Genomic DNA, 26,089 nt, shown 5'->3' with positions numbered 1-26,089 from the left:
GGGTGAGCGCAGAGCTCACCCGGTGTCACTGTTAGAGTTCAAGTGTTGTCTGCCAACACTGTCATGGGGATTCGGCGTTCCGTCGTTGTAGCCATGGCCTGACCCATGTCGTTCGCCAGGAGGATCTGTGCTTTCCGCCTTCGTGTCGGCTTTCAGGACCCCGGACTTACGGCGGAAGATTCTCTTCACGCTGGGGCTGATCGCGCTCTACCGGATCGGCGCCGCGCTGCCCTCCCCGGGCGTCAGCTACAAGAACATCCAAGAGTGCGTCGAGCTGGTGAACGGCGGCGATTCCGCCGGCATCTACCAGCTGATCAATCTCTTCTCCGGTGGTGCCCTGTTGCAGCTGTCGGTGTTCGCGATCGGCATCATGCCGTACATCACCGCGAGCATCATTATCCAGCTGTTGACGGTGGTTATTCCGCGGTTCGAGGAACTGCGTAAAGAAGGCCAATCGGGTCAGAACAAAATGACCCAGTACACCCGATACCTGTCGATCGCCCTGGCGGTGCTGCAGGCAACGGGTCTGGTGGCGCTCGCTGCGCGCGGTCAGCTGCTGCGCGGGTGCCCCAAGGACATCCTGGCCGACACCTCTATCTTCGGCATGATCATCATCGTGCTGGTCATGACCGCGGGCGCCGCCCTCGTCATGTGGTTCGGCGAGCAGATCACCGAGCGCGGTGTCGGTAACGGCATGTCGCTGTTGATCTTCGCCGGTATCGCGGCGCGAATTCCGGCCGAGGGCAAGATGATCCTCGACAGCCGTGGCTGGGGCGTGGTCGGCATGGTCGCCGCCGCCGCACTGGTCGTGATCGTGGGTGTCATCTTCGTCGAGCAGGGTCAGCGCCGAATTCCGGTGCAGTACGCCAAGCGCGTGGTCGGTCGCAAGATGTACGGCGGCTCGTCGACCTATCTGCCGCTGAAGGTGAATCAGGCGGGCGTCATCCCCGTCATCTTCGCCTCGTCGCTGTTGTATCTGCCCAACCTGCTCGCCCAGCTCACGCAGGACACCTCCGGCGGAGATATGTCCAAGTGGCAGGAACTGATTCAGAAGTACCTGGTCAACCCGAGCAACCCGGTCTACGTCGGAATCTACTTCGCGTTGATCGTGTTCTTCACCTACTTCTACGTCGCGATCACCTTCAACCCGGAGGAGCGCGCGGACGAGATGAAGAAGTTCGGCGGCTTCATTCCGGGCTACCGTCCCGGCAAGCCGACCGCGGACTACCTGAACTATGTGCTGAGCCGGATCACCCTGCCCGGATCGATCTACCTCGGTGCGGTTGCCGTGCTCCCGAACCTGCTGCTCGGCATCGGCGCCGACAGCGGCGTACAGAACCTGCCCTTCGGCGGTACCGCTGTGCTGATCATTGTGAGCGTGGGCCTCGATACCGTGAAACAGATCGAGAGCCAATTGATGAATCGAAATTACGAAGGGTTCCTCAAGTGAGAGTTGTTCTGCTCGGACCGCCCGGTGCCGGCAAAGGCACGCAGGCCGTCCTGCTGTCGGAAAAGCTTGGTGTACCGCACATCTCCACCGGGGATCTGTTCCGTGCGAACATCGGCCAGCAGACCGCGCTGGGCCGCGAGGCGCAGAAGTACATGGACGCCGGGGACCTGGTTCCCAGCGATGTGACCAACCGCATGGTCGAGGCTCGTATCGCCGAGCCGGACGCCACCAATGGCTTCGTGCTGGACGGCTACCCGCGCACGGTGGATCAGGCCGACGCCCTGGAGAAGATGCTCAAGGAGTCGGGCCATGCGCTCGACGCCGTGCTCTGCTTCGTGGTGGCCGAGGACATCGTGGTCGAGCGCATGCTGGCGCGCGGCCGCGGTGACGACACCGAGGAGACCATCCGCAACCGCATGCGCGTCTACCGCGAGGAGACCGAGCCGCTGCTCGACCACTACGACGGTCTCGTCGTGTCGGTCGAGGGCATCGGCGAGATCGCGGACGTGAACGCGCGGGCGCTGTCGGCGCTGGGTCGCTGAATGGTCTTCGGCCGCAAGAACAAGAAGGTGGTGCCGTTCCGCACCGCCGGTGAGTTGGACGCGATGGCGGCGGCCGGCGAAATCGTCGGCCGCGCGCTGGTGGCGGTGCGCAATGCCGCCAAGCCCGGGGTCTCGACCCTGGAGCTGGACGAGGTCGCCGAGCAGCTCATCCGCGAAGCCGGAGCGATCCCGTCCTTCAAGGGCTACAACGGCTTTCCGGGTTCGATCTGCTCGTCGGTGAACGACCGCGTCGTGCACGGCATCCCGACCAAGGACGACGTCCTGGCCGAGGGTGATCTCGTGTCCATCGACTGCGGCGCGATTCTCGATGGCTGGCACGGTGATTCGGCGTGGACGTTCGGCGTCGGCAACATCATCGAGGCCGACCGCCTGCTGAGCGAGGCGACCCGGATGTCGATGGAAGCCGGCATCGCTGCGATGATCGCCGGTAACCGCCTGACCGACGTCTCGCACGCCATCGAGCTGGGCACCCGCGCGGCCGAGGTGGAGCACGGCCGGTCCTACGGCATCGTCGACGGCTACGGCGGTCACGCCATCGGCCGCAAGATGCACATGGATCCGTTCCTGCCCAACGAGGGCGCGCCCGGCAAGGGCCCGCAACTCGTGGTCGGCTCGGTGCTGGCGATCGAGCCGATGCTCACCCTGGGCACCACGGAAACCGTGACCCTCGAGGATGATTGGACCGTGGTCACCAGCGACGGCACCCGTGCCGCCCACTGGGAGCACACGGTCGCGGTCACCGAAGACGGCCCGCGGATCCTGACCCTCCGCCCGGAGTAGTACACGCTTTCACCGAACGCCGCGATCCCTTCGGGGGTCGCGGCGTTCGGTGTTTTCATGCCTGCTCGGGCACCGGGAATGTCGTGCCGACCGCGGTAACCGCCATGGGATGCACGGCCGTTCGGCCACGGTCGTGCTTGCTGTCAGGCGATGCGAATGTGTTTGACGCCCACCAGTGCTCGCCGCAGCCGACCTCGTAGCGGACCGTCGACATCGGCGGTGAGCCTTACTCCCGCGGAGTTGGCGATCCGCTCGGCGACCTCGGGAATCCCGATGTGATCGGTCCGGATGTGTTCCCCGAACTCGCTGCCGCGCAGACTTTTCAGGCAATCATCGACCCGGTCGACCGCGAAACTCTCGTGCCGCAACCCCCACAGCGAGCGCTCCCGTAGCCGGCGCAATACCGTCTCCCGCTCGGCGAGCAGCGCGAAATGCCGTACGTCGTGGCCGATTTCCCGCAGTCGCCCCACGGTTTCCGCGAAGTACGCGGGCTCGACCACGGTCATGGGCGCGATCACCACCCCGTCGTGCTTGCGCAACACCAGATCGAGCACCTCCACCACCCCCTGCCGCCAGGCGGTCAGGTGCTGAAAGTCCTCCCGCAACTCCCGGGGCATGGCCCGATGCAAGCCGAACCCCACCATCTCGGGGTCGCACACGACGCTTCCGGCCAGTCGCCGATGCAGCTCGAACGCGGTCTGCGTCTTGCCCCCGCCGAACGGCCCGTTGATCCAGATCAGCATCCCGCCACCCTAGGCGCGCTCCCGCCCGCGCCGCCGAATCCGCCGGTCACGGTCGCCGGTAGCGGTGTCGGATCCGTCCCCGGATGGCAGGGCGTCGAGCGTCGATCCGCGCGGATCTCGTGCTCGTGCGGGCCGGACAGGCCTTCTTCGATCGTGGGGAGTACTGCGATCTCGATCCGTACGGGGAGCTAGTCGAGGAAGAAGGCCAGGGTCTTCTCGTCGGAATCCAGGATCTCGTCCGCCGCCACGCCGAGTTGTCGCGCGAGCTCGGCCGAACCGGTGAGGGCCGCCTCCACGTCGGGGGTGAAGGCCCGGTCCAGCAGCCCGAGGTAGTCGACCATGCTCGCCTCGAGCCGGTCGATGAGCTCCCGATGCTCGGCCGCGAGTTGTTCAGTGAGCAGGCGTTGCTGGTCGAGATACCGTGCGATCGCCTCCGCCTCCCGCTGCGAAAGGGCGGACGAGACAGCCCGGTACATCACGGTGCCGACGGTGTTGCCGATGACGGCGCCGAGGATCGGCACCGGAATCGCCGCCTGTCCCAGGAAGGACGACAGCGCGCTCACCGCCGCCTCCAGTGAGACCAACTCGGCGTTCTCGATGAACTCCAGTTCGTCGATCTCGCCGCGGCGGAACTTGTTGGCCTGCGCGGCGATTCCGAACGACGCGGTGACGATCGAACTGGCCACGGCCGCCGGTGTCGCGGTGAAGTTCGTCAGCGTGTAGGTGCTCATACCGCGCACGCCGCCCTGCACGAAGCCCAGCCCGATGCCGGTCCAGTCTTCTCGGGTGAAGTCCTCGAACTTCCTGCCCTCCCTGCGCTTCTGGACGATGGCCAGCACGATGGCGGTTCCGCCTTCGATGGCTGCCGATGCGAGCGTGGCTTTCACGCCTTCTCGCGTGGAGGGCCGGCTCGCCTGATAGTCGCTGGCCCGCAGCGATTTGTCGGTGGCGCGCAGGGAGTCCTGCTCGGCCCCCAGCGCGGCTTCATAGCTGTCCCGCTGCACGTCGTGATAGTCCAGCGCCGAGGGCTCGATCGATTCGACGCCGATCTGCCCTTCCGCGAAGAACGCTCGAACGCGCTGCCAGTCGCCGAACGAGGGGCCGTCGCCGCCGCGCGTCAAGAATCTGCCCGCGTCCTCGGGCGACATGGCGTGTAGTTCGCGCACCACCCTGAAGTGGTCGCCGGGGATCTGGTACTTCCCGCCGTCCCGCACGAAGTCGGGATACCTGCCGAGGTGCTCCGCGATGGCGCCGAGCCCGAAGCGGCCACCGGCGGCGACGAACTTCTGCTGGATTTCGACCTCGCCGCGCATCAGGTCGACGGGCCCGTTGTCATTGACCCACCGGTAGACCGCCTCCCCGCCGAGGATCCGGCTCCGCGCGTTGCCGACACCGACTTCGGCGATCTCGGCGATGAATCCGTGCATGCCTTTCACGCCACCGCGATTGGTGTCGACTACTTTGGAGCCGATGTCCTGGATCGTCCGCTCGATGCTTCCCAGGGCCGCTGCGAGATTCAGGTCCCGCTGCCGGTAGTTACGCACCAGCTCCTCGAGCCGGAGCTGGTTCAGGTAGCCCACCCACGCCGCGACAGCCTGCTCCTGGTTGCTCTTCGCGAGTCTCGCGCTGTCGTCGACGATCTCACTCACCGGGCGCGTCCTGCTCGACGCGGCGGCTCAGCAGCGCCGCACATGCTTTCGTGTTGTTGACCAGAGCGGCCAGCTGTGACTGTCGGGCCGGCTCCAGCGTCCGGAAGTCGGCGCCGAACAGTCCCAGTGCTCCGCCGTAGCTCGTGACGAGCAGGCCGCGCAGGGCTGCGGTGCGCTCCAGCAGATCGCTGATCTCCGCATCCATACCCCGCACCAGGGCGGTGTTGCGCGTGAGCGCGGTCAGCGCCTCCTGCTTCGCCTCGCGGTTCTCGAACTTCTTCCGGGCCAGAAGCGCGATCGATGCGAGTAGGGTCGCGCCCGCGATCCCCCAGCCGACCGGACCCGCGAGCGCGAGTAGTGCGCCGCCCCCTGCGATTCCGTTACCTCCGGCAGCGAGTGCACCACCGCCGAGCCAGGCCAGAGCCGCCTTGGTCGCGGCCGCTCCCGAAAGTGTCGAGATCGCGGAGCCCGTCGAGGCAGTGCCGAACGTGGTGGCGACCCATATCGCGGCCGACGGGGCCATGCTCGCCACCGCGGCGCCGGCGGTGAACCCAGCGCCCGCACCCGCCGCGGACTGACGTGCGGCTGCCAAGTCGCGCTGGGCGAACTCTGTGGCATCGACGAAAGATGTTTTATCTGCATTGATTTCGATGAAGTCGCGCTCGAACGACTTCGGCGTACACGCGATGCTGTTGACGAGCGACTCGACCAGTTCGATCAGGTCCGCCGCGCGCTCCCGCTGCCGCAGCAGCGATAGTCCGGCGTCGTTCATCAGAGTGAAAGCGCCGTTGTATTCGACAATGGCCTCTTCATAGGGGTCGGGCTTCTTCGCGGTCAGCTTCTCCACGGTGCCGACCGCGGAGTCCTTGAAGTCACCGGCCTGCACTGCCAGATGCGTCGAGCTGTTTCGCGCGAACCGCCCGAGCCCGTCCAGGGACTTACCCAGACTTTCCCTGGCCTTGTCCATGCTGAGTGGTTCGGTCATCGTGCCCCCGGATTCATCACGGGTCACCTACTCGGAAACGTAGGTTTACCCTCCCGGCAGAAGGGTATAGCCATCCGCCGACGCGCGATGAGATACCGATCGGTAAGCGTCATTCGCGAACAATGCACTCTAGGTACAGGTTTCGCGCGCTCAGCCCTCCAGCATCAGCGTGACCGGTCCGTCGTTGATCAGCTCCACCTGCATGTGCGCCCCGAACTGCCCCGTGGCGACGCTCGCCCCGAACGCCCGCAGCGTCTCCGCGAACAAATCGACCAGCGGTTCGGCGACGGCCCCCGGCGCGGCAGCGTTCCACGACGGCCGCCGCCCTTTCGCGGTGTCGGCGTACAGCGTGAACTGGCTGATCACCAGGATCGGCGCGTTCAGGTCGGCCGCCGACCGCTCCCCGTCGAGGATCCGCAACCGGAAGAGCTTGTCCGCTAGAGCCTTCGCGGTTGCCTCGGTGTCGCTGTGCGTAACGCCGACCAACGCCACCAGCCCCTGCGGCTTCGGCTCGATCCTGCCGACAACCTCGCCGTCGACGCTGACCTGCGCCGAACTCACCCGCTGCACCAGTACTCGCACGTCCAGATCATGGCATCAGCCCGTGCACCGCCGCTGATCAGGGGCGTTGGGGCTGTTCGGTGATGCCCCTATTTCTAGGGCCTCGGGATCGAATTTCCTTCTGCGCCATCGAGAGTTCATGAAAGTAGGCTGTGCTGTGGAGTGAATTTCGATCACGGGCGGAAGTGACTGAGGGACCGATGGCACCAACAGAGGACGAGACTCGTACTGCCTGGCCGGGGCTGAAGGACATGGCTACATCCGGCGGTAAACACCTCAAGTACCACCCGGAGTCCGCGAAGGCGGCGCTGCAGGCCACCGCGTCATTGGCCGGTGCGCTGCGCTACTTCCAAGGCCAGGTCGGTTCCTGCGGACTCGATACTCTGCCCGCGATCGCAAAACAGCCGATCGGGGATGACCTGCAGTCCGGCAAGCTGCTCACGGACCACTACAACAAGCGGGCGGTCCGGCTCCGGGATGTGTTCGACATCCACCTGAAGATCCTGCAGGACATGGCGGATGCGATTTTCGAGGCCGCCAAGGCCTATGCCGACACGGACGACGGAAACGCCGCCAAGTTCGGTGGCATCCTGGCGGATATGGGGCAGGGCAAGCTGCCGTCGAGCGCTGCGGATCTGGGGCTCAAGGCACCCACCAAAGAGGCGTGGAAGCCGGGCGAGCAGCACGAAGTCGCGCTCATGAAGAAGGACATCTCCTGGAATCCGGATGACCTTTCCGATATGGAAGACCGTCCCGAGGAACTCGCGAAATACGCAGGTCCGAGAGAGGCGGTGGCTGTCTACCCGGAGAACAAGGAGTGGATGGAGTACGACCAGCTCTATACGCTCGGCCAGCAGATGAACGCGGATTCGTATGCCACCGCGGCGGAACGCTGGTGGTGGATCTCCTCGCAGGTGGACCGCCAGTTCAATATGTACAAGCAGAACATTTCCCAGCTCAAGCATTCCTGGGAGGGCGAGGGCGGCGCCGGCGCCCAGCGGGCCGTCACTCAGATCGTCTCCGACAGCAAGCCTTTCACCACGACCATGAAGCTGATCGGCGACAGCCTCAACTTCACCTCGGACTGGATGGCCCTGACCGCGGCGCGCATGCCGATCGAGAAGAAGAACCAGGGCGACTCGTGGGGTAGTGACGAGCAGGGCATCCTCGAGATGTACCAGGACGTCTGGGAGGAGTTCTACAAGGGGCCGCTGGTCGAAACGGCCTCGGTCATGCCGTTCATCGCGGAGCCGACGGTGGTACCGAAGGACAAGCCGAAGCCGGCGCCGACCGACGATAAAGACGATAAGGGCGACAAGAAGGACACTACGGACCCCAACGCCAAGCCCGGGGGCCAGACGACGCCGGGCGGGCAGACCACCCCGGGCGGGCAGACCACTCCGGGGGGCCAGCAGAAACCCGGTGGGCAGCAGCAGCCGCCGGGGAACAAGGATCAGGACAAAGACAAAGACAAAGATCAGGACAAGAACAAGGATCAGGACAAGAACAAGCCGGGCGGTCAAAACCCGAATGGCCAGAATCCCGGTGGCCAGAATCCCGGTGGTCAGAATCCGGGTGGTCAGAATCCCGGTGGCCAAAACCCGGGCGGTCAGAGCCCCGGGGGCAGCCAGAACCCGGGCGGCAGTCAAAATCCCGGTTCCAGCTCCACGAGCGGTGGTCAGGACCTGTCCCAGCTGGCGAGCATGTTCAGCAGTCTGCTGAGCACCGGATCGACTGCGCTGCAGCAGTTGCCGACGCTGCTCACCCAACTCGACTCCGCACTGAAGACCGGTGACAACGCCGCGCTCGCCAAACTCCTCGGTGTTCCCGAGGCCAAGGTCACCGAGGCTATGGCGCAGATCGAGCAGTCGCCGGACAAGCTGGCGGAACTCTCCCAGCTGCTGGGTTTGACCACGGGCGCGGAGGTTCCGGTGCCCGCCGCGGGCTTGCCGTGTGAAACCACACCCGCCGGTGCGGCCTTGGTGACCCCGGCCGTCGGTGCCGCGGTCGCCGATCCGGCGGCCGGCCTGACCAACCTGTTCCAGCGCGCGGGCCTCGATACGACGGGCATGGCGCCGATCTTCGGTGCTGCGGCAGGACTTCATGAAGGGCTCACCGCAGGTATTCAGGGCGGCATTCCCGGGGGCGTGGAAGGAGCGATCGCCGCTGGTCCGCAGGGTGGCGGGGTCGCCGGCTTCGCGGAAGGCGTCATGGTCGAATCCGCCGGGGCAGGAGCCGACCATGAGCCCGAGTCGGTCGATTTCATGCAGGCGCTCGGTGATTTCGGTGCGTCGCCGGTCGGTCAGCCGAACACCGAGGCGAAGCCGGTGGTCGAGGCATGAGGTGGCAGTTCACCGACGTCGAGTTCAAATCGCTGTGCCACCGCTATCGGTATCAGGGCCGAATGCCCTCGCCCCTGGTCTATCTCAGCCGCACCGTGCTGGCCGACGACTACGCGCGTGAACTCTCCGAGATTCGAGCCCGTCTCGATCAGGAACTGGACCAGGGCTTCGTCAGCCTGTTCAAGGCCGTGGCGGACCCGGAAGTGTTCATCGGCGTACATGGATTCCAGGACAACGATCCGAGTGCGCCGCGATTGCGGGTACACGGGGCACGCCGCGGGCATCACGCGTGTGTGATTTCGCAGGCTCCGGGTGAAACCACCTCGCACAGCGGCGATATCACCGTGATCGAGTGCGATCCGCACGAGTTGCCCGCACTCCTGGTCCGGCACCTGCCGGAGGTGGAGCCGGGCCGGCAGTCGCCCATCGCGATCTCCGAAGGCCCGGCGATTCCCGAGCCCGATCCCTACGACGCACCGCCGCCCTCGGCCTTCGACAGTTTCGAGGAGTCGAATGACGCTCGCGCGCTGCGATTCTGGAACACCCAGGCGGATCGCATGGGCTTCATGCGGATCGTGCAGGGGCGCTCCAAATACGGGCCGCGCGGTGTCGAGGGTCAGCTGTTGCTGTGGCGGGACCTGCCGGACGACGGCCGGTACATGATCGAGCTGGAGACGCCCGAAATGGCCGCCGTGGGCACCGACGCCAAGCGTTTCGAGTCCCGCCTGCAGCATCACGTGGATCGGATCCTGAAGATCATGGAATCTCGCGGCGAGCACGAGGAATTGGCGCACCGGTAGCTCGAGTTCGTGCGCAGCACGGGGCACCGCTCCGCACGAATCGGCACTCTCCGTTCATTTTCCAGCCACTGCTCGGTTGCTCTGACCTGACAGGGTTCCCGGTGTGAACGACCGGCTCAAGACGTACACGGACCTGCTGAACACCGCCGCCGGCAAGACCGGCAAGGTGCGCGACGGCATCGAGAAGGTCGTCGACACACTGGTTTCCACCTCGAACGGCCGTGGTCAGCCCTGGGGCAACGACACCCTGGGTAGGAACTTCTCCGGCGGCGACAACGGCTACGACAAGTCGAGCCAGAACATCATCAAGGGCGCGGGCAACATGGCCGGCACCTTCGGCAACTTCTCCGCGGGCCAGATCAAGGCCGCGGAGAAGCTGGCCGGAATGGACGAAACCAACGGCAGTCAGTTCAAGTAGGGGACTGACGATGGCCAACGAGTTCGCCAAAGCCAATCTGTCCGACATCCTCGAGGATTTCGCGGGCCAGATGCGGACCATCACCGGACTGCAGCGACAGCGGGCGGTGCTCACCGCCTCCGCGACCGTGCGCAAGCGCGTCACGGTGACCGTGAACGCCGACGGCACCGTGATCGAGGTCAAATTCTCTTCGGACATAGCCGATCTCGACTACCCGGAGATCGCCGCCGCGGTCGCCGAGGCCGCGCAGCAGGCCGCCGCCGAGGTGGCCCGCAAGGGCCGGGAACTCATGGCCCCGGTCTCGCAGAACCGCAACCGCCTGCCCAAGTTCAGCGATCTGGTGCCCGGCATGCCGGATCTGAGCCGCGAGCTGGCGATCCCGGAACCGCCGGTGGTCTCGACCGCGCCGCCGAAGGCGCCGGAACGCCTTGCCGCACAGGCGGAACTGGACGCGGACGCTCCGCGCCGAACCGGCGGGGCCACCGACTCGGGATGGTGAGCGCGCGCCCCGGGGCAGTCGGCACGCCATGATCTACCTGCCCTCGGAACTCGAATGGCTGGGCTGGATCGTGGGCATGGAATGGCCCGACGGCAACGAAGACCAGATGTGGAATCTGGCCCAGGACTGGCACACCGCCGCCGACGGTCTGCGCGGCCTGCTCGACGAGGTCAGCGACGCGCGTTACGCCACCCTGGCCTCCTACCCGGACGGCAAGGGTTCGGAGGAGATGGCCAAGGTCTTCGACCTGCTCAGCGGCAAGACCGACGCGGACGACAGCACCTCCATCCCGGATCTGGCGAAATACTTCGACTCGATCGGTGATTCGGCGCACGACACCGGCACCGAGATCGAGTACACGAAGCTGATGTTCTATTCGTCGCTGGGGCTGCTGGCGGCGGAACTCATTGCCGCATGGGTGTTTCCGCCCACCGCACCGGCGGTGGAGGCCGCGGCGATCGCCTTCACCCGGGTCGCGGTCCGCATCATCGGCGCCCGCGCGGTGGCGGCGATCGCTCGCTTCGCCGCGAAGATGGCGGGCTCCGCGCTCGCGAAATTCCTGCTGCGCCACGTGGCCATCGATTTCACCCTCGGCACGGTCCAGGAAATCGGCATCCAGCAGTACCAGGTGTCCAAGGGCTCCCGCAAAGAGATCAACTGGACCCAGGTCGGCGTCACCGCCATCAGCTCGGCGGCGGGCGGCGCGGCGGCCGGCCCGTTCGGCGGCTGGCTCGGCGACAACCTGGCCCGGCGCGGCCTGGACGGCATCGGCGGCGCGGGCCTGGCCAGCATCGGCGCCGGATTAGCCGGTGCCGGAGCGGGTTTCGTGGCCGCGACCGGTGCCCAGTTCGGCTTCGACGTGGCACAGCATGGCTGGGACCAGGCGGTCGAGAACCTCTCCAACACCCAGTTCGACTGGCGCATGCTCAGCGCCGGCGCCACGAACGGCGCGATGTCGGGCATGAATCACCATGCCGCACACAATTTCTGGAACTCTCGCGGCGGCGACGGCAGCAGCGATCCGCCCCCGGCCCCGCCCGCCCCCAACGTCGATCCGCCCGCACCCGGTGTGGATCCCGCCGCTCCCGGCGTCGACCCCGCCGCTCCCGGTGTGGATCCCGCCGCTCCCGGTCAGGATCCGAGCACCCGTCCGACCACCGACGGCCAAGACCCGAGCACCCGTCCCACGACAGACGGTCAGGACAACCGCGCCAACCCGGATGTCAACGAGCCCACCCGGGGCGAGGATCGAACCCGCCCCGGCGGCCACAACACCGACGACCTCCGCGGCGCCCCAGCCACTTCCGAGTCGAACGCCCCCCGCGCCTCGACCCCCGACTCACCGGCGACAACCCCCACGGTCAACACGGCCGCGGGCCCCACGGCAGCCCCGGCCCCCAGCACCGCCCCCGTCACCTCCGCACCCCACGCCGCGCCCACCACGTCCGCGCCGGGCTCCAGCGCCCCGGGCTCTAGCGCACCCGGTTCGAGTTCGCAGCCTTCGAGCGCACCCCAATCCAGCGCCCCCCGCGCGGACGCACCCTCGAACCCCGGTGCCGCCACCGATTCCCGCGCGGACATAGACGGCTCGTCCGCCCACCCAGATTCCCCGCCGGAGACCCAAGATGCCTCCCGCGCAAGCGCTCCCGACGCCGCCGATGCACACGCGGCCGCCGCGGACCCGTCCGCCGAGACCCCACGCGCCAGTGTCTCCGACGCCCCCACGTCCCCCACGGCCGAAGTCTCCGCCGCCCCCTCGGACGCACCCCCCACCCACCCCGCCGACACGGCAGACCACAGCGCCCGCACTCCCGAGTGGGCCGATTTCCCCACTTCGACCCCCTTCGAGACCCCCGACGCCCCCACTTCCCACCTCGACGCACCGGTTTCTCCGGCCGGCGACCAGGTCCCCGCAACGTCCCCCGTCCCGACCACGTCCCCCGCGACGGCGACCGCCCCGCCCACCACCGCTCCCCCCTCGACCGCGCCTACGTCCCCCAATACCCCCGGCGATCACCGTGCCCCAGCCCCGCCCGCCCGGCCGGACGTCGCACCCCGCCCGGATCTGAACGCCGCCACTCGCCCCGACGTCACCACGCCACTCGCCGACACGGCCCCGCGCGCCCATGCCGCCCCCGGCCCCGGCGAAGCTCCGCGGGCCGCCGCCGACACGACACCGCCCCGCGCGGACCTCGCCCCCGAGCCCGGCACTGCCCCCCGAGTCGACTCCGACCTCGCTTCGCGCGCGGACCTGAATCCCGTAGACGGTCCGGAGTCCCGTCCCGCCGTCGACCCGGTCGCGGACCCCGCCGCGGTCGGTCGCCATGATGCCGAACCGGCCGCACGGCCGGACCCGAGCCTGCGCGCCGACCCCGCGCCCGGAACCGACGCGAACCCCAGCGCCGATTCCGACTCCGCCTCGCGCACGGAGTCGCCCCCGCGTGCCGACGACACGGTGCAGCCGGACGACCCGGGCGCGGATCGAACCTCCGAACCGGAGTCTCGTTCATCTGCCGAGGAAAGCTCGGCGGCGCGTCCGGACGCCCCGCGCACCACCGGCGATGGGGCTCCGATTCGTGATGCGGACCCGGCTGGGACGATCCGAGCCGTCGAGAATGCTGTTGGTGCAACCGATTCCGTCGCGTCCCGCACCGTCGGTGATGATCGTGCCGGTTCCCCGCTGGGCGATGACCCCGGCTCGGTCCCGCGTGTCGACAACGTCATCCCCTTTCCCGTGGACGCCCCGGCTCCCGCCGCGCACGAGCCGCGTTCGCGCCCCGCCCCCGCAGCGGCCCGCCGTTCGGGCGGCGAGCCCATCGGCGACGGCGGACCGGACCGCGCGGGCGACGGGGGAGCGCCGCGTGACGCGGACGCCCGCCCGCCAACAGACGAGGAAGTGGCCTCCGCCTTGTACGGCGGTGACGAACCCCCGGTCGACGACTGGTCGAACCTGACCCCGGACGAGATCTCCGAGCGGCTGCGCACCTTGCACGGCATCGAGACCTTCGGCTTCGACAACCCGAACGTGCATCCGGAAGTGTTGTGCGAGTTCGCCCGTGCGGTCGACGACGTCGTCAGCCGCTACGGCGAGATCGACCTGCGCGAGGTATCCGTCCAGTCGATGGACGACCCGGACAACTACGCCGAGGCGTGGTCGGCGTGGGGGTCGGACGGCAGCATAGTCACCCAGCGGCTGGTGCTGAACGACACCTGGATGACCACGCCCGAACGCTTCGCGAACGCCGTGTCGGAGGATGAGGCGGCGGGCGATCTCGTCCCCAATTCCGCTGCCCGGCCGGTGTTCTCGACGGTCGTGCACGAACTCGGCCACGCCCTCGATTTCGCCGGCAACCTGGACGCTCGCGATCGCGCCCTGGACGCGCTGGTCGATCACTACGAGGACACCTACAACGTCCAGAACTGGACCGACGCCGAGAACGCCCGCTTCCAGGAGTGGCTGCACCAGCTCAGCGACTACGGCTTCGACTACAGCGACAACTTCGACGCCACCGAGGCCCTGGCCGAGGCGTTCACCGACGTCGAGCTGAACGGCGACGACGCCAGCGAACCCGCCCGCGTTCTCTACAACCTGCTCACCGACATCGCCGCCGATGCGACGAGCGGCCGCGATCCCGATGCCGCACGCCCCGAGGTGATTTCACCCGGCGACGAGTCGCCCCCGCGCGGCCGCACCCCGGACTCCGGTGACGAGTCGGGGAAACCCGGCGACGATTCACCCGGGAAGCCCGGGGGAGACGATTCTGCGGCGAAGCCGGACGCCGACGCTCCCGCCGACAAGCCCGACGCTCCCGCCGACAAGCCCGACGCTCCCGCCGACAAGCCGGACGCCGAAACCCCGGCCGACAAGCCCACCGCGGACGATCCGAACTCCCGACCGGATTCCGCTGATACCCAGGAAATCCCGCTCCCGACCACGGCCGAAGCCCTCGAACGCGCGAACGCCGTCATCTCCGAATCCGAAGCGCGCCTTGCGGAGATGCAGCGCCGCATCGACGAAGGGTTCGCCGGCCTGGACCGCCTCGTCGAACGCGGCATGGACGCGGCCACCCGAGGCGAGGAACCCAACGTCGCCGATGCCCTGGATCGCGCCGGCGACGTCCTGGACGAGTCCGCCAATCGCCTGGCGGAGATGCAACGCCGCATCGACGACGGTCTGGCCGAGCTTGAGCGGACGATCAACGAGGGTTTCGCCCGCACACCCGAATCCACCGGCGACCAACGCAATCCGAATGGCAGCTTCCAACGCCCGGACGCCGACACCGCGCCCGATCGGCACGATGAATCGGCTCATCCCGCCGACCGCCGCGCCGAGGACGGTTCCTGGCAGCGTCCGGATGCGCCCGGCGACCGCCGCGCCGAGGACGGCTCTTGGCAGCGTCCGGATGCGGATGCGCCCGGCGACCGCCGCAACGCCGACGGCTCCTGGCAACGACCTGACACCGAAACCCCGGTGGCAGAACGCAATCAGGACGGCTCCTGGCAGCGCCCGGGTGACCCGCCCGGCATGTTGCGCGACACCGACGGCAAATGGCGGCCGGATGCCCGCAATCCCGACGGCTCGTGGCAATCACCGGGTTCGGACGCCACCCGCCCCGACATTCCCGTCTCCGAGGCGACCCGCACGGATACGACCCGTCCGGACATCCCGGTCGCACCGGCCACCCGTCCCGACATCCCGCTCGACGCCACCCGCCCGGACGCGCCCCCGACCCGCCAGGATCTGCCCACGCAGTCGACCCGCGCGGATGCCACGCGCCCCGACCTCCCGGCCGCCGACGCGACGCGCACCGACATCACCCGCCAGAACACCCTCCCGTTGGACGTGCGCCCCGACCTCCCGACCGCCCCGCTGCCGGTGCGCCCGGAGGCCCCGCGCCTGATCGAGCGCCTGCGCCAAATCCGCGACGAGATCCGCGAACTCCTGCGTCAGCACGCGGAGATCCTGCGCCACCCCTCCGGCTCCCAAAACGACAGTTTCGGCGCGTCGTTCCTCTGGGAGGGCCTGACCACGATCTTCGGCGGCAAACCGAACCTCGACGGTTCGGACGGCATCATCCGCGTGCTGAAGGAGGTCATCGAGCTCTACAAGAAGCGCGGCCGCATCGCCGAGTTCTTCAAGGGCTTCAAGGCGAATCGCGCGGATGATTTCACCGTCCCGGTGAACGAGGACGGCACCCCGAATCGCTACTGGGAGAACGAGGTCGATCCGAGCCTGGCCGATCAGGTCGATATTCCCGAACACCTGCGCCGGCACTGGGCCGACCTGGATTCCCGCCTGCCCGAACCGAGTTCACCCGATGCCACGCAGGATCTCCTCGATCCCCGCGAACGCGCCCAGCGCCGCGTGGACATGGTCGACGAGCTGGAAGATCTCGCCCGCCGCTACGTCGAGGAGAACGAGCGCGTCCCCTTCAGCGACCAGCTGCCCCTGGACGGCAAGGGCCGAGTCACCGAGGATCCGGGCCAGCGCTACCTGCGCGAGCTCCGCGGCGACGCCGCCAACATCCTCGACCACCCCGGCGTCAACAACGGCATGGAAGGCGCGCCCCTCGACGGCCCCCTCGGCGACCAGTTCCGCGAAGCAGGCCGCCGCCGCGCCGAATTGGTCGAGGACCTCGGCATCCTCGCCGACTATTTCGACCTGACCTTCGCCGACCTGACCAACGACCTCGAGGGCACGATCACCCGCCTCCGAGCCGAAGCCCTCCTGGAACAACTCCGCGCGGAACGCCTCTTCGCCCCCCAACCCACCCTCCCCGATGCGACCCCGCCCTTCGGCACGCCTCTCCCACCCCCCGGCCCGCCGCCGTCGTCTCCCGAAACCCGCACCGACACAACGCGCCCGGACGGCTTCGATCCGGCCCCGACTCGCCCCGACGCCGTCGATGCCGACCTGACGCGCCCTGACGGCTTGGATCCGAACGCGACTCGTCCGGATGGCTTGGATCCGAACGCGACTCGTCCGGATGGCTTGGATCCGAACGCGACTCGTCCGGATGGCTTGGACCTGAACGCGACTCGTCCGGATGGTCTGGATCCGAACGCGACTCGTCCGGATGGTTTGGATCCGAACGTGACTCGTCCGGATGGCTTGGATCCGAACGCGACCCGCCCCGACGGTCTCGATCCCACCGCAACCCGTCCGGACGGCCTCGACCCCAATACGACCCGCCCCGACGGCCTCGAACCCCCCGCCCGACGCCAGTCGCCCGATGACGATCCCGACGGCCCGGAGTTCTTCGACGGCAGCGACTGGGGTTCGGACCCCGGACCCGGCGGCGATTCACCCGCCCCCCAGCACGCTCAACCCGAAGCAGGCCCGGTCCACACCGACGCGACCACACACACCTCGGACGCGGACGACGCGGCGAACTCACCGGGTTCCGCGACGCCCGAGCCCGATTGGTCGCCCCGTCCGGACGACGACTGGTCCACCCGCGACCGCTGGGAAATCGCCGACCGCCTGACCGAGATTCTCTCCGACCGCCGCACCGACGGCGTCCCGATCCAGGTGCTCGGCTTCGACAACGAGCACGTCCCCACCGAGGTGCTGCGCGAGTACGCGCGCGCGATCGCCGACATGCTCGCGCGCCATCCGTCGGTGGATCTGCGCGGTATTTCGATCGAGCCGCTGTCCGACATCGATACCTACGCACAGGCTTTCCCGGTGGTGGACGAGTCGGGCCGTGTGTACACCGAACGCCTGGCGCTGGGCCTGCGCTACGCCATCTTCCCGGAGGAGTTCCAGACCAGTCTGGCCGCGGACGAGGCGACTCGTTTCATGGCCCCCGGCTCCGGCGACCGCCCCGTCTACTCGACGATCCTGCACGAGTTCGGTCACGCCCTGGACTTCGAAGGCCAAATGCGCGCCCGCGAATTGGCTTTCGGCGCACTGTCTGACGCGTACGACCGCCTCACCGGCAGGTCGGACCTCACCGGCTTCGGTCCCTGGCTGTCGGAAGGGCTCAGCGGCTACAGCTTCCGCGATGGTGTCTTCAATCCCACCGAGGCTCTGGCCGAAGCCTTCACGGACGTGGAATCCAACGGAGACCGAGCATCCGAACCCGCCAGGGCCCTCTATCAGGCCATGCTGGACGCCGCCGCCGAGTCCGCGCCGAACCCGCGCCTGCGCGCGGACGACGATTCCGACGCCCCGCCCCGCCATGACACGGCCGACCCGGACCCCGATGCGGCTGTACGCCCCGCGCCGGGTTCGGAGTCGGCAACCCGCCTCGATCCGGATGCCGATCCGAGCAACCGTCCCGAGCGCAGCGCGGACGTCCGTCCCGAGTCCGCGCGCCGACCGGACGATCAGCCGCCGCAAACCCCGGATTCTCCGAGCAGGAGCCCCCTGCCCGACGAACCTGGGCAGCACCGGTCGTCCGCTCCTGCTTCGGAGAATCGGGAGCCTCGCGTGGAATCCGCGCCCGCACAGCGCGATACCGGCGACGACGGCGAAACAACCCGGGCGGATCCGGATAGCAGCGTCCCCGCGCGCGAGGCCCCGGATTGGTCACCGCGCCCCGACGACGAGTGGTCCCCCCTGGATCGCGATCAGATCGCGGACGAGTTGGCCGAGCGCTGGGACGTCGACGTATTCGGTTTCGACAATCCGAATATCGACCCGGAAGTGCTGCGCGAGTTCGCGCGGGCCGTGGACGAAATGTTCACCCGCTACCCGGACACAGATCTGAACGCCATTGCCATCATGCCGCTCGAGGAAGGGACGTTGGGCGAGGCATGGCCGAAGATCGAGGACGGCGAGCACTACACGGATCGGCTGGTGCTGAACGAGCAATACGCCGGCAACCCTCAGGATTTCGCCCGCCGCGTGCGGGAGAGCGAAGAAGCCGGCCACCTGGTCGCGGGCTCGGCAGATCGTCCTATCTACTCCACGGTGGTCCACGAGTTCGCCCACGCCATCGACTTCTCCGGTCAAATGCACGGCCGCACAGAGGCGTTCAACGCGCTGATGGAGCACTATTTAGAGACCCGGGGCGATCTGGACGGCTTCGTCGACTGGCTCAAAGCCCAGCTCAGTGGCTACAGCTTCGCCGAGGACGGCACCTTCGATCGCGCGGAGGCCATGGCCGAGGCCCTCACCGACGTCGTATTGAACGGTCCGGCGGCCGGCCCTGCCGCCCACGTCCTGCACCGGGTGCTCGTCGACGCCGCCGCGGACTACATCGCACAGCGTGACCTGGCAGATTCGGCCGAGCCCGTCGAAATTCCCGGTGACAAAGGCGAATCCGGTCCCAAGCAGGGCTTCAACGCCGATGGCACCTTGCTGCCCCCGGAGCCGGTTACCCCCCACGGTTTCAATCCGGACGGCACCCTTCGGCCGCCCGATGCGGCGGACCCCGTCGTGCGCCCGGGCTACGACCCGGACGGCAACTCGACCGCACCCCGCCGGGCGTTCGGCGATGACGGCGCACCGACCGACCCCGGCCGTTCCGACGGCACGGACCCCGGCCGTGGCGAACCCGAAGCCGGCTCCCCGCGGCCCGAATCGGCCGACGAGGCCGCTGCCGCGCCGGGCTCGGACGGCTGGTTCGAGCGCATGCAGCAGGATCAGGCCGATTGGCTCGCGCGGATGGAGGCCGAGCGCGAAGCCTGGCTGGCCGGCTTCGATCATCCCGAAACCGACTCGGAAACAGCGCCTCCCGAGACTTCAGCCGCCGGTGACGGTCAACCTCCGAACGACGGCCCGCCCACCCGCCGGGCAGCCGACGACGATGACCCCGACGCCTGGTTCGATCGAATGCAGCGCGAGCACGATGCCTGGCTGGCGCGCATGGACGCCGAGCGCGCCGAATGGCTCGCCGGCTTCGATCTCCCGGAGTCGTCCGCGACCACCCCGGATACGCCGCCCATCACCCCGGAAACCGCTCCGGCGGGTCCCGGAGAACCCCCGGACGCGGGCCCGCCCCTGCGCCCGGCGTCCGATCCCAACGATCCGGACGCCTGGTTCGACCGCATGCGCGCGGACCAGGCCGACTGGCTCGCCCGCATGGACGCCCAGCGCGCGGAATGGCTGCACCGCATAGCGGACGAATACACCCCCGGCAGCCCCGAGGAATGGGCCGCCCGCTTCCGCGCCGACGCCGCGACCTGGGACGCCCAGATCTCCGCCGACCGTGCCGACTGGCTCTGGGACATGGCGGGCGGCCGCCCCGATCTCCCGGCGCCCGGCGCGATCCCACCTCCCGAGAGTGCCCCTGCGGCAACGAGTCCGGACCTGGCACCGAGCCCCGGTCCGGCGACAACCCCGGATCCTGCGACCACCTCTGGTCCGGCCACGATCCCGGACGGATACACCCCGACCGTGCCCGATCTCCCCGCGGCACCGACATCGGGCGATCCCGCCACGACCGGCCATGACCCCGGCTCGGGCTACACCCCGACTCTCCCGGATATCCCGATACCTCCGGGTATCCACGAGGCCGAAACGCAGCCGATTCCTGTGGGGGAGCAGCCAACCGGGGACACGCCCGCCCCGGCCCCGGTGAACCCCATGCTCGCCTCCCCGGCTCTAAGGGCACTCGCCGAGCACCTGCTCCAGCCGGGCGTGCGCGGCCCGGCATCGACCCGCACCCCCGAGCAGCAGGCCTACGCCGACCGCCTCGCGCACACCCTCGGCCTGCGCCAGGCCCTGGCCGGCCACCCCGACTCCCTCGCGGCCTTCCGCGACATCGCCGAAATGGCCCGCGCACGGGGACTTTTCGGCGACCCGGAGAACGGCGTCCCGCCCACTCCCATGGGCCCGGACGATTTCCGCCCCCTGACCCCCGACGAGCGCTACGCGGGCGAGCAGTACTGGCGCACCGAAGCCGACCCCGAGCAGCGGGCCGCCATCGAGGCGGAGATCCGCGCCGCGGGCCTGGAAGACCGCCTGGCCCGTGCCGCCGCCGAGGAAGACGCCGCCGTCCTCCCGCCGGCCACCGGCGAATCCCGCCCGGCCCTCTCCCCGGCCCGCCCGGACGACCCGTCGACGACCCGCCCGGACAACTCCGCCGTCACCCGCCCCGAAAACCTCTCGTCCACACCACATCCCGACCCCCAATCCGCCCTGACCCGCCCCGATGCCCCCACCAATCGCCCCACCGAGCCCCAGTCCGAACCGCGCGTCGTCACCCTCCCCGAACTGCGCGCCGAGATCGCAGCCCGCCTCAACCTCTCCGAAGCCGATCTCACCCCCGCCCGCATGTCCGAGCTCGCCGGCGACCTGCAGTTCCAGAACGTGTTGCGCGCCGGTGCGATCGAAGCGCTCGCCGACGCCGTCCAACGGCACGACGCGGCCACCGATCCCGCCGACCGAGCGGATCACGCCCGCACCCGAGACGACTGGGCGCGGCGTCTCAACGTGGACCCGGATGCGCTCGCCACGGACAGCGCCCGCGTCCTTGACGAGCTGCGCGCCGAAACCTACCGCCGCGCGGCCGATGTCGCCGACCTGCTAGCGATCACCCACCACACCCCCGATCCGGCCGACGGCACCCGCATCGTGCTCGAGGCCGACGGCGAGCGAATTCACGTGCGCATCACCGACGGTCCCGACGGCCGTGTGGTGGAGCAGGTCCCGCGCCCAGGCCTCCCGCCCGAACCCACGACCTCGAACGCGGTCGAACGCCGGCAGCGGCCCGGCTTCTTCCGCAGACAGTGGGAGCGTCTCAAAGCCGGATTCCCGGTCTTCACACCGAAATACCCGTCGGGCTCGGGTCAGGACGGCCAGGTGCAGGTTCAGCTCGCGGTGGAGCTGGGCCACCTGGTGGACAGCACGCTGCTGATGGGCATCGAGAGCGGCTTCAACCCGATCCGCCTGTGGAAGGAACTAGCCACCCAGTGGCAGGTCCGCGAGCGCCTCCCACTGCTGAACCAACTCACCGCCCGTACCGCCGCCATCTCCCCGGACGCGCTGCCCATGCACACGCGCCAGGGCGATCTCTACGAGCCGTGGTTCACCGAAGCCGACCCGGTGCTGCGCGCCGAGGTCGAGGAGAGCCTGCGCATGGCGGGCCTGCCCGTCGGCGAGGAGCAGCTGGAAAACGTTCCGTACCAGCAAAGTCCGGCCGAGCGCCCCGAAATCCCCGAGCCGCCGCCGCATCACTGGAGCCCGGAGCTGCCGCAGCCGGTCACCGATGCGGTGGACGCGCGCGACGCCGCCCTCACAGACCTGCTCCGCATGGCGCGGGACCAGGGCATCGATCTGTCCGCGATCGATCCGGCGACCCTGCACCGCGCGGTCGACGCCGCGACCTACGAACTCATGCGCCGCGCGGGCGCCATCGAGGGCCTGCGCGACGCCGCGACGCGCTACAACACCCAGGACGGCGAGGTCCCGTACACCCGCGAGATCAACTTCTCCGACAACGACCCGCTCGGCCGCTACCTGCGCGAGGTTCGCGCGGCCAACGAAGCGATCCTGGCCGACGAGCGCGCCGAAGCGGCCCGGGCACGAGCCCGCACGCCGCTGGAGGCGGACTACCTCGAGTACAAGGCCCGCCGCCCGCGCCCGACCTTCCTGGACGCGGTCGGGGTCAACAACGGCGGCGAGCCCGCCCGCGATTTCGACAATGCCGAGGAGGAGCTCAGCAGCGAACGCTCGGGCGGCCTGTTCGAGACCGCGCTGATGCGCGATCAGATCCGCGACGAACGCTCGAACTGGGCTCAGCTACTGGCTGTTTCGCTAGACGAGCTGACCGCAGATCGCCTCGCACACACCATCGGCGACATGCGGATGGAGGTTCGCGACGGCGCTGACCGGCTCGCCGATTTCGCCGATGCCGTCGACAATTTCCTGCGCCTCGACCAGGACGCCCGCGACCAGGCGATTCTCCTGGGTGAGGGCACGTCTCGCGATTGGGTGCACGCGAACGGCGGCGTGATGATCGACCGGGGCGTCGGGTTGCTGCCGGGGGAGCCGGGCGGTCCGCAACGCCTGGTCGTCATTCGCGGCGACATCGATCACGACGCCCGCCTGGCCGACGCGCTCGCCGTGCATCCGCACCTGGGCGACATGCTGAATCGCGTTGAGCTGCAACTCGATTACCGCAGGGTCGGATTCGACGAGGACGGCCGGCTCCGAGTCATCGACATGGCCCCGCCGCAGGTGCGGTTCCACGACGTCGAGTCCGCTGGGGACAGACTGCCGCTGACGCTGCTGCGCGACGGTGCAGAGCCATGGCGGATCGTGCAGGGCGCGGTCCCGGAGCCGGACGCCCCCGTGCACTCCGATCCGGATACCGCTCCCGCGCCCCCGCGCGACCCGGACGTGGTGCGCGAGGAACGCAACGAGGTGGCCGCCCGCCTGTCGGTCTATCAGATGGATCTGGGCCCGGAGTTCCTGCGGGACACCATCGATAACCTCCGGCACGACAACGCTTTGCGGGCCGCGCAGATCGAGGGCATGGTCGATTTCATTCGCACCAGCGATGCCATCGACAACTTCCACGATCTCGATCGCCACCTGGCCAATCTGGCCAACCGGTTGAACCTGGATCCGACCCAGCTCACCGCACAGGGTCTGGCCGAGGCCATGGCGGATCCGAGCGTGCGCGCCGTACGGCGGTTGCAGGCCGTCGAGGATCTGCTGAACTACGCGAAAGTGCTTCGCGACGGCGCGGATTCGGCCGCCGTGCTCGCCGCGCGCGACGAGCTCGCGCGCAGGCTCGGGGTCGAGCCGGAGGATCTGTACGCGTCCAAGCACGTCAAGGACGAGGTCAACGGCGAAGTCGTCGCGTACCGGCCCGATCCCAAGAGCGTCAAGCCGGGTTCGCTGCTCGAGGCCATCAACGACCTGCTGTACCGCTCCGGTGAACGGCCGGAATTGCTTGCGGCCCTGACCGATTACATCGACACGCTCGGCAAGCTCGATCCGTACCGCGAGAACATGCGGTACGACCCGTCCACCGATCCGCGCGCAGCGGACGGCGAACTCCCGATCCACGATCCGAAGGCGCCCGCGCTGCTCCGGGCGCTGATGAACGAACTCATCGGTGAGCCACCGGTTTCCGACAACCCGTCCGGCGCGGCCAGCGTCTGGTCGCGACTGCTCGGCGTCGATCTGAGCGATAACGCGGCGATCGCGAAGATCTACGAGAAGCGCATGGTCGATCTGCACGATCGGCTGTCCCCGCGGCAGTTCGCCGATGTGCTCGATACCCTTCGCGCACGGGATATGGACGCGGCGTACGACGCCTACACCGACAGCGCGACCGAAGGTCAGCGACTACTCACGCCCGATCAGCTGGCCGAAGTGGTGCAGCGACTGCAGGACGCGCGCTACTCCGACGTGTACGACCTGTACCGCGACGGCAAGATCGACAAGCACGAGCGGCTGGAACCGGCGAAGTTCGCCGAGCAGATCGAGAGCCTCCGGCGCGAAATCCGCGAGCGCGAGGCCGACATCGACCTGCTGGAGCGGCTCGCGGCCGAACACGGAGCGCTGACGGGAACTCCGGAACCGGCAGCACCACCGCGTGATTCGCGTGACGTGGCTGCCGACCTCGCCCGGGCCCGGCGCGATCTGGAGCAGGCGCGCGCCGACCTGGACTACGCCCGCGATCGCCTGCCGCTGCGGCAGGACCGCCCGCTCGCCGACGCCGATCTGTCCCCGGAACGCCTGCCGGGCACGATCGACTACCTGAATACCCGGAGCGAGCAGGAGATCGGCGCGCCCGCGGTCTCCGACCGGCGGATCGCGGATCTGCACGATGCCGCGCAGCAGTTTCACCGGGCCGAGGACGGCGTCGCCCGGCTCGAAGACGCCATGCGCGACGCCCTGCTGCGCGAGTCGGGCCCGGATGAGTCGCCGGTCGACGCCTGGCGGCGTGAAGTGGACAGCGCCAGGACCGAACTCGAGGCGGCCCTGGACGATCTGCCGGGCAACAGACCGGTGGACCCGGAGCGCGCGGCCGAGATGATCGAGCGCCTGAACCGAATCCCGCTGGACCAGACCGACGTCTGGACCGACGAACTGCTCGCGGTCCGCGACGCCGCCGACCGCTACACCCAGGCCCAGGATTTCCTCTCCCGCGCCGAAGCGGACCAACTCGACGCCGTGCACGCGGCCGAGTCCCCGGCCGACACGGCCCGCCGCGAACTCACCACCGCCCGCCTGGACCTGCTGTCGGCCGAGGCCCAGCGCGACGCCGCCCTCATCGGCCACCCCGAGTCCGCCGCCGACCTCACCCGCGACTGGGTGGCCGACACCCGAGAGGCGCTGTCCGGCAACGATCCCCGCACCCTGCCCCCCGCCGATCGCGCCCGCCTGGATCTGGCCGAAGCCGCAGCCCGCCACCACGATGCCGAGGATCGCGTAGCCCGCTGGGAAGCCGAACAGTCCCGCCTGGCCTCCCAGGCGGCAGCCGCCGACCTCGGCCCCCACACCGCCGCGGCCCGCGCCCGCGATGCCGCCGAAGCGGATCTGCACCAGGCGATCTCCGACTTCCGCCGCCACACCGGCCTCAACGTGGCGCCCGCCGACCTGACCCCCACGCGACTGATCCCCACCCTCGATGATCTGGCCTCCCAAACGATCCGCGGCGTCACCCCCCACTCCTTCGACGCGTTCACCACCCTCCGCGATGCCGCCGAAGCTCACCACCGAGCCGCCGCCTTCGCCGACTGGCTGGCATCGAACCTCCCCGACCCCGCCTCCAACCCACCCCCGGCCGAAGCCGCCACGACCCCGGATCCGGCCGAAGCCGCCACGACGCCGGATCAGCCTGCGGCCGTGACGATCCCGGATCAGCCTGCGGCCGTGACGACGCCGGATCAGCCTGCGGCCGTGACGACTTCAGATCCGGTCAAGGCCGCGACGACGGAGGACCCCACCCGAGGCATTACTCCGCCGGAAAATCCGGACTCCCCACATTTACCGGACCCCGGCGATGACCCGGACCCCGGTGACTCCGGCCCAACCCCCGCCAAACCTGACGGCCCCGCCCACCCGCCAACGACCCCCGCGTCGTCCGCGACCCTGCCCACACCTGAACCCCCAACCCGCCCGGTCCCGCTCACCTCCGGCCAGTCCCCAGACCCGTCTGTCCACCCTGCCGCCGAGCCCCCGGCAACCCCGCCGCCGCCGTCACACCCCCCGCGTCCGGTGGCCCCGCCGATGCCGTCCGAGCCGCCGCGCCCTATCGGTCCACCCATGCCGAATCATCCGCCGATGCCGGTGGAGCCTCCGAGGCCCGCGCACCCGCCGCGCCCGTCAGAGCCGCCGCGTCCGGTGGCCCCGCCGATGCCGTCCGAGCCGCCGCGCCCTATCGGTCCAC

General features: G+C 68.9%; 11 protein-coding genes and 1 pseudogene. 8 read left to right on the top strand and 4 right to left on the bottom strand.

The window, feature by feature from the left end; translation table 11 throughout:
* Positions 1-127: 127 nt before the first annotated feature.
* From secY to map, 3 genes are read left to right on the top strand one after another with little or no spacing between them, the layout of a single operon-like run.
* Entirely contained in the window at positions 128-1,450 is a 1,323-nt protein-coding gene (gene secY, locus ABZ319_RS13200; protein ID WP_354986612.1) for a preprotein translocase subunit SecY, read from the top strand.
* A complete protein-coding gene (locus ABZ319_RS13195; protein WP_354986611.1) occupies positions 1,447-1,992 on the top strand; it encodes an adenylate kinase in 546 nt (181 codons plus the stop codon). Before secY ends, ABZ319_RS13195 begins: the two co-directional genes overlap by 4 nt.
* The gene (map, locus tag ABZ319_RS13190) at positions 1,993-2,793 is read left to right on the top strand and encodes a type I methionyl aminopeptidase (RefSeq protein WP_354986610.1); all 801 of its coding nucleotides are present in this window, start codon (positions 1,993-1,995) and stop codon (positions 2,791-2,793) included.
* A gap of 143 nt (positions 2,794-2,936) precedes the next feature.
* Here map and ABZ319_RS13185 read toward each other — a convergent pair whose 3' ends face one another.
* The 4 genes from ABZ319_RS13185 to dtd all read right to left on the bottom strand — a co-directional run bounded on the left by ABZ319_RS13185 (position 2,937) and on the right by dtd (position 6,752).
* Positions 2,937-3,536, bottom strand: coding sequence for an AAA family ATPase (locus ABZ319_RS13185; RefSeq protein WP_354986609.1), 600 nt, complete (start codon positions 3,534-3,536; stop codon positions 2,937-2,939).
* A gap of 188 nt (positions 3,537-3,724) precedes the next feature.
* Positions 3,725-5,185: a hypothetical protein gene (locus ABZ319_RS13180; protein WP_354986608.1), complete on the bottom strand. Its 1,461-nt coding sequence runs from the start codon at positions 5,183-5,185 to the stop codon at positions 3,725-3,727.
* Positions 5,178-6,170, bottom strand: a complete 993-nt coding sequence (locus ABZ319_RS13175; protein WP_354986607.1) for a hypothetical protein — start codon at positions 6,168-6,170, stop codon at positions 5,178-5,180. Before ABZ319_RS13175 ends, ABZ319_RS13180 begins: the two co-directional genes overlap by 8 nt.
* A 150-nt stretch (positions 6,171-6,320) precedes the next feature.
* Positions 6,321-6,752 (bottom strand): D-aminoacyl-tRNA deacylase, encoded by a 432-nt coding sequence (gene dtd, locus ABZ319_RS13170; RefSeq protein ID WP_354986606.1) that lies wholly within the window; start codon positions 6,750-6,752, stop codon positions 6,321-6,323.
* 179 nt (positions 6,753-6,931) lie between these two features.
* Here dtd and ABZ319_RS13165 point away from each other — a divergent pair, with 179 nt between their 5' ends.
* The 5 genes and pseudogenes from ABZ319_RS13165 to ABZ319_RS13145 form a co-directional block, all read left to right on the top strand.
* A complete protein-coding gene (locus ABZ319_RS13165; protein ID WP_354986605.1) occupies positions 6,932-9,073 on the top strand; it encodes a hypothetical protein in 2,142 nt (713 codons plus the stop codon).
* Positions 9,070-9,873, top strand: a complete 804-nt coding sequence (locus tag ABZ319_RS13160; protein WP_354986604.1) for an ESX secretion-associated protein EspG — start codon at positions 9,070-9,072, stop codon at positions 9,871-9,873. Before ABZ319_RS13165 ends, ABZ319_RS13160 begins: the two co-directional genes overlap by 4 nt.
* A 103-nt stretch (positions 9,874-9,976) precedes the next feature.
* On the top strand, positions 9,977-10,291 hold the full coding sequence (locus ABZ319_RS13155) for a hypothetical protein (RefSeq protein ID WP_354986603.1): 315 nt from the start codon (positions 9,977-9,979) through the stop codon (positions 10,289-10,291).
* 10 nt (positions 10,292-10,301) lie between these two features.
* Complete coding sequence (locus tag ABZ319_RS13150) at positions 10,302-10,790, top strand: YbaB/EbfC family nucleoid-associated protein (protein ID WP_354986602.1); 489 nt, start codon at positions 10,302-10,304, stop codon at positions 10,788-10,790.
* Between the two features lie 28 nt (positions 10,791-10,818).
* A pseudogene (locus tag ABZ319_RS13145) lies at positions 10,819-26,089 on the top strand (hypothetical protein); the annotation flags it as partial.

This window comes from Nocardia sp. NPDC005978, assembly GCF_040614455.1.
Lineage (GTDB): Bacteria > Actinomycetota > Actinomycetes > Mycobacteriales > Mycobacteriaceae > Nocardia.
The sequence above is the reverse complement of the archived record's forward strand: the minus strand, read 5'-3'. Positions and strand labels throughout refer to the sequence as shown.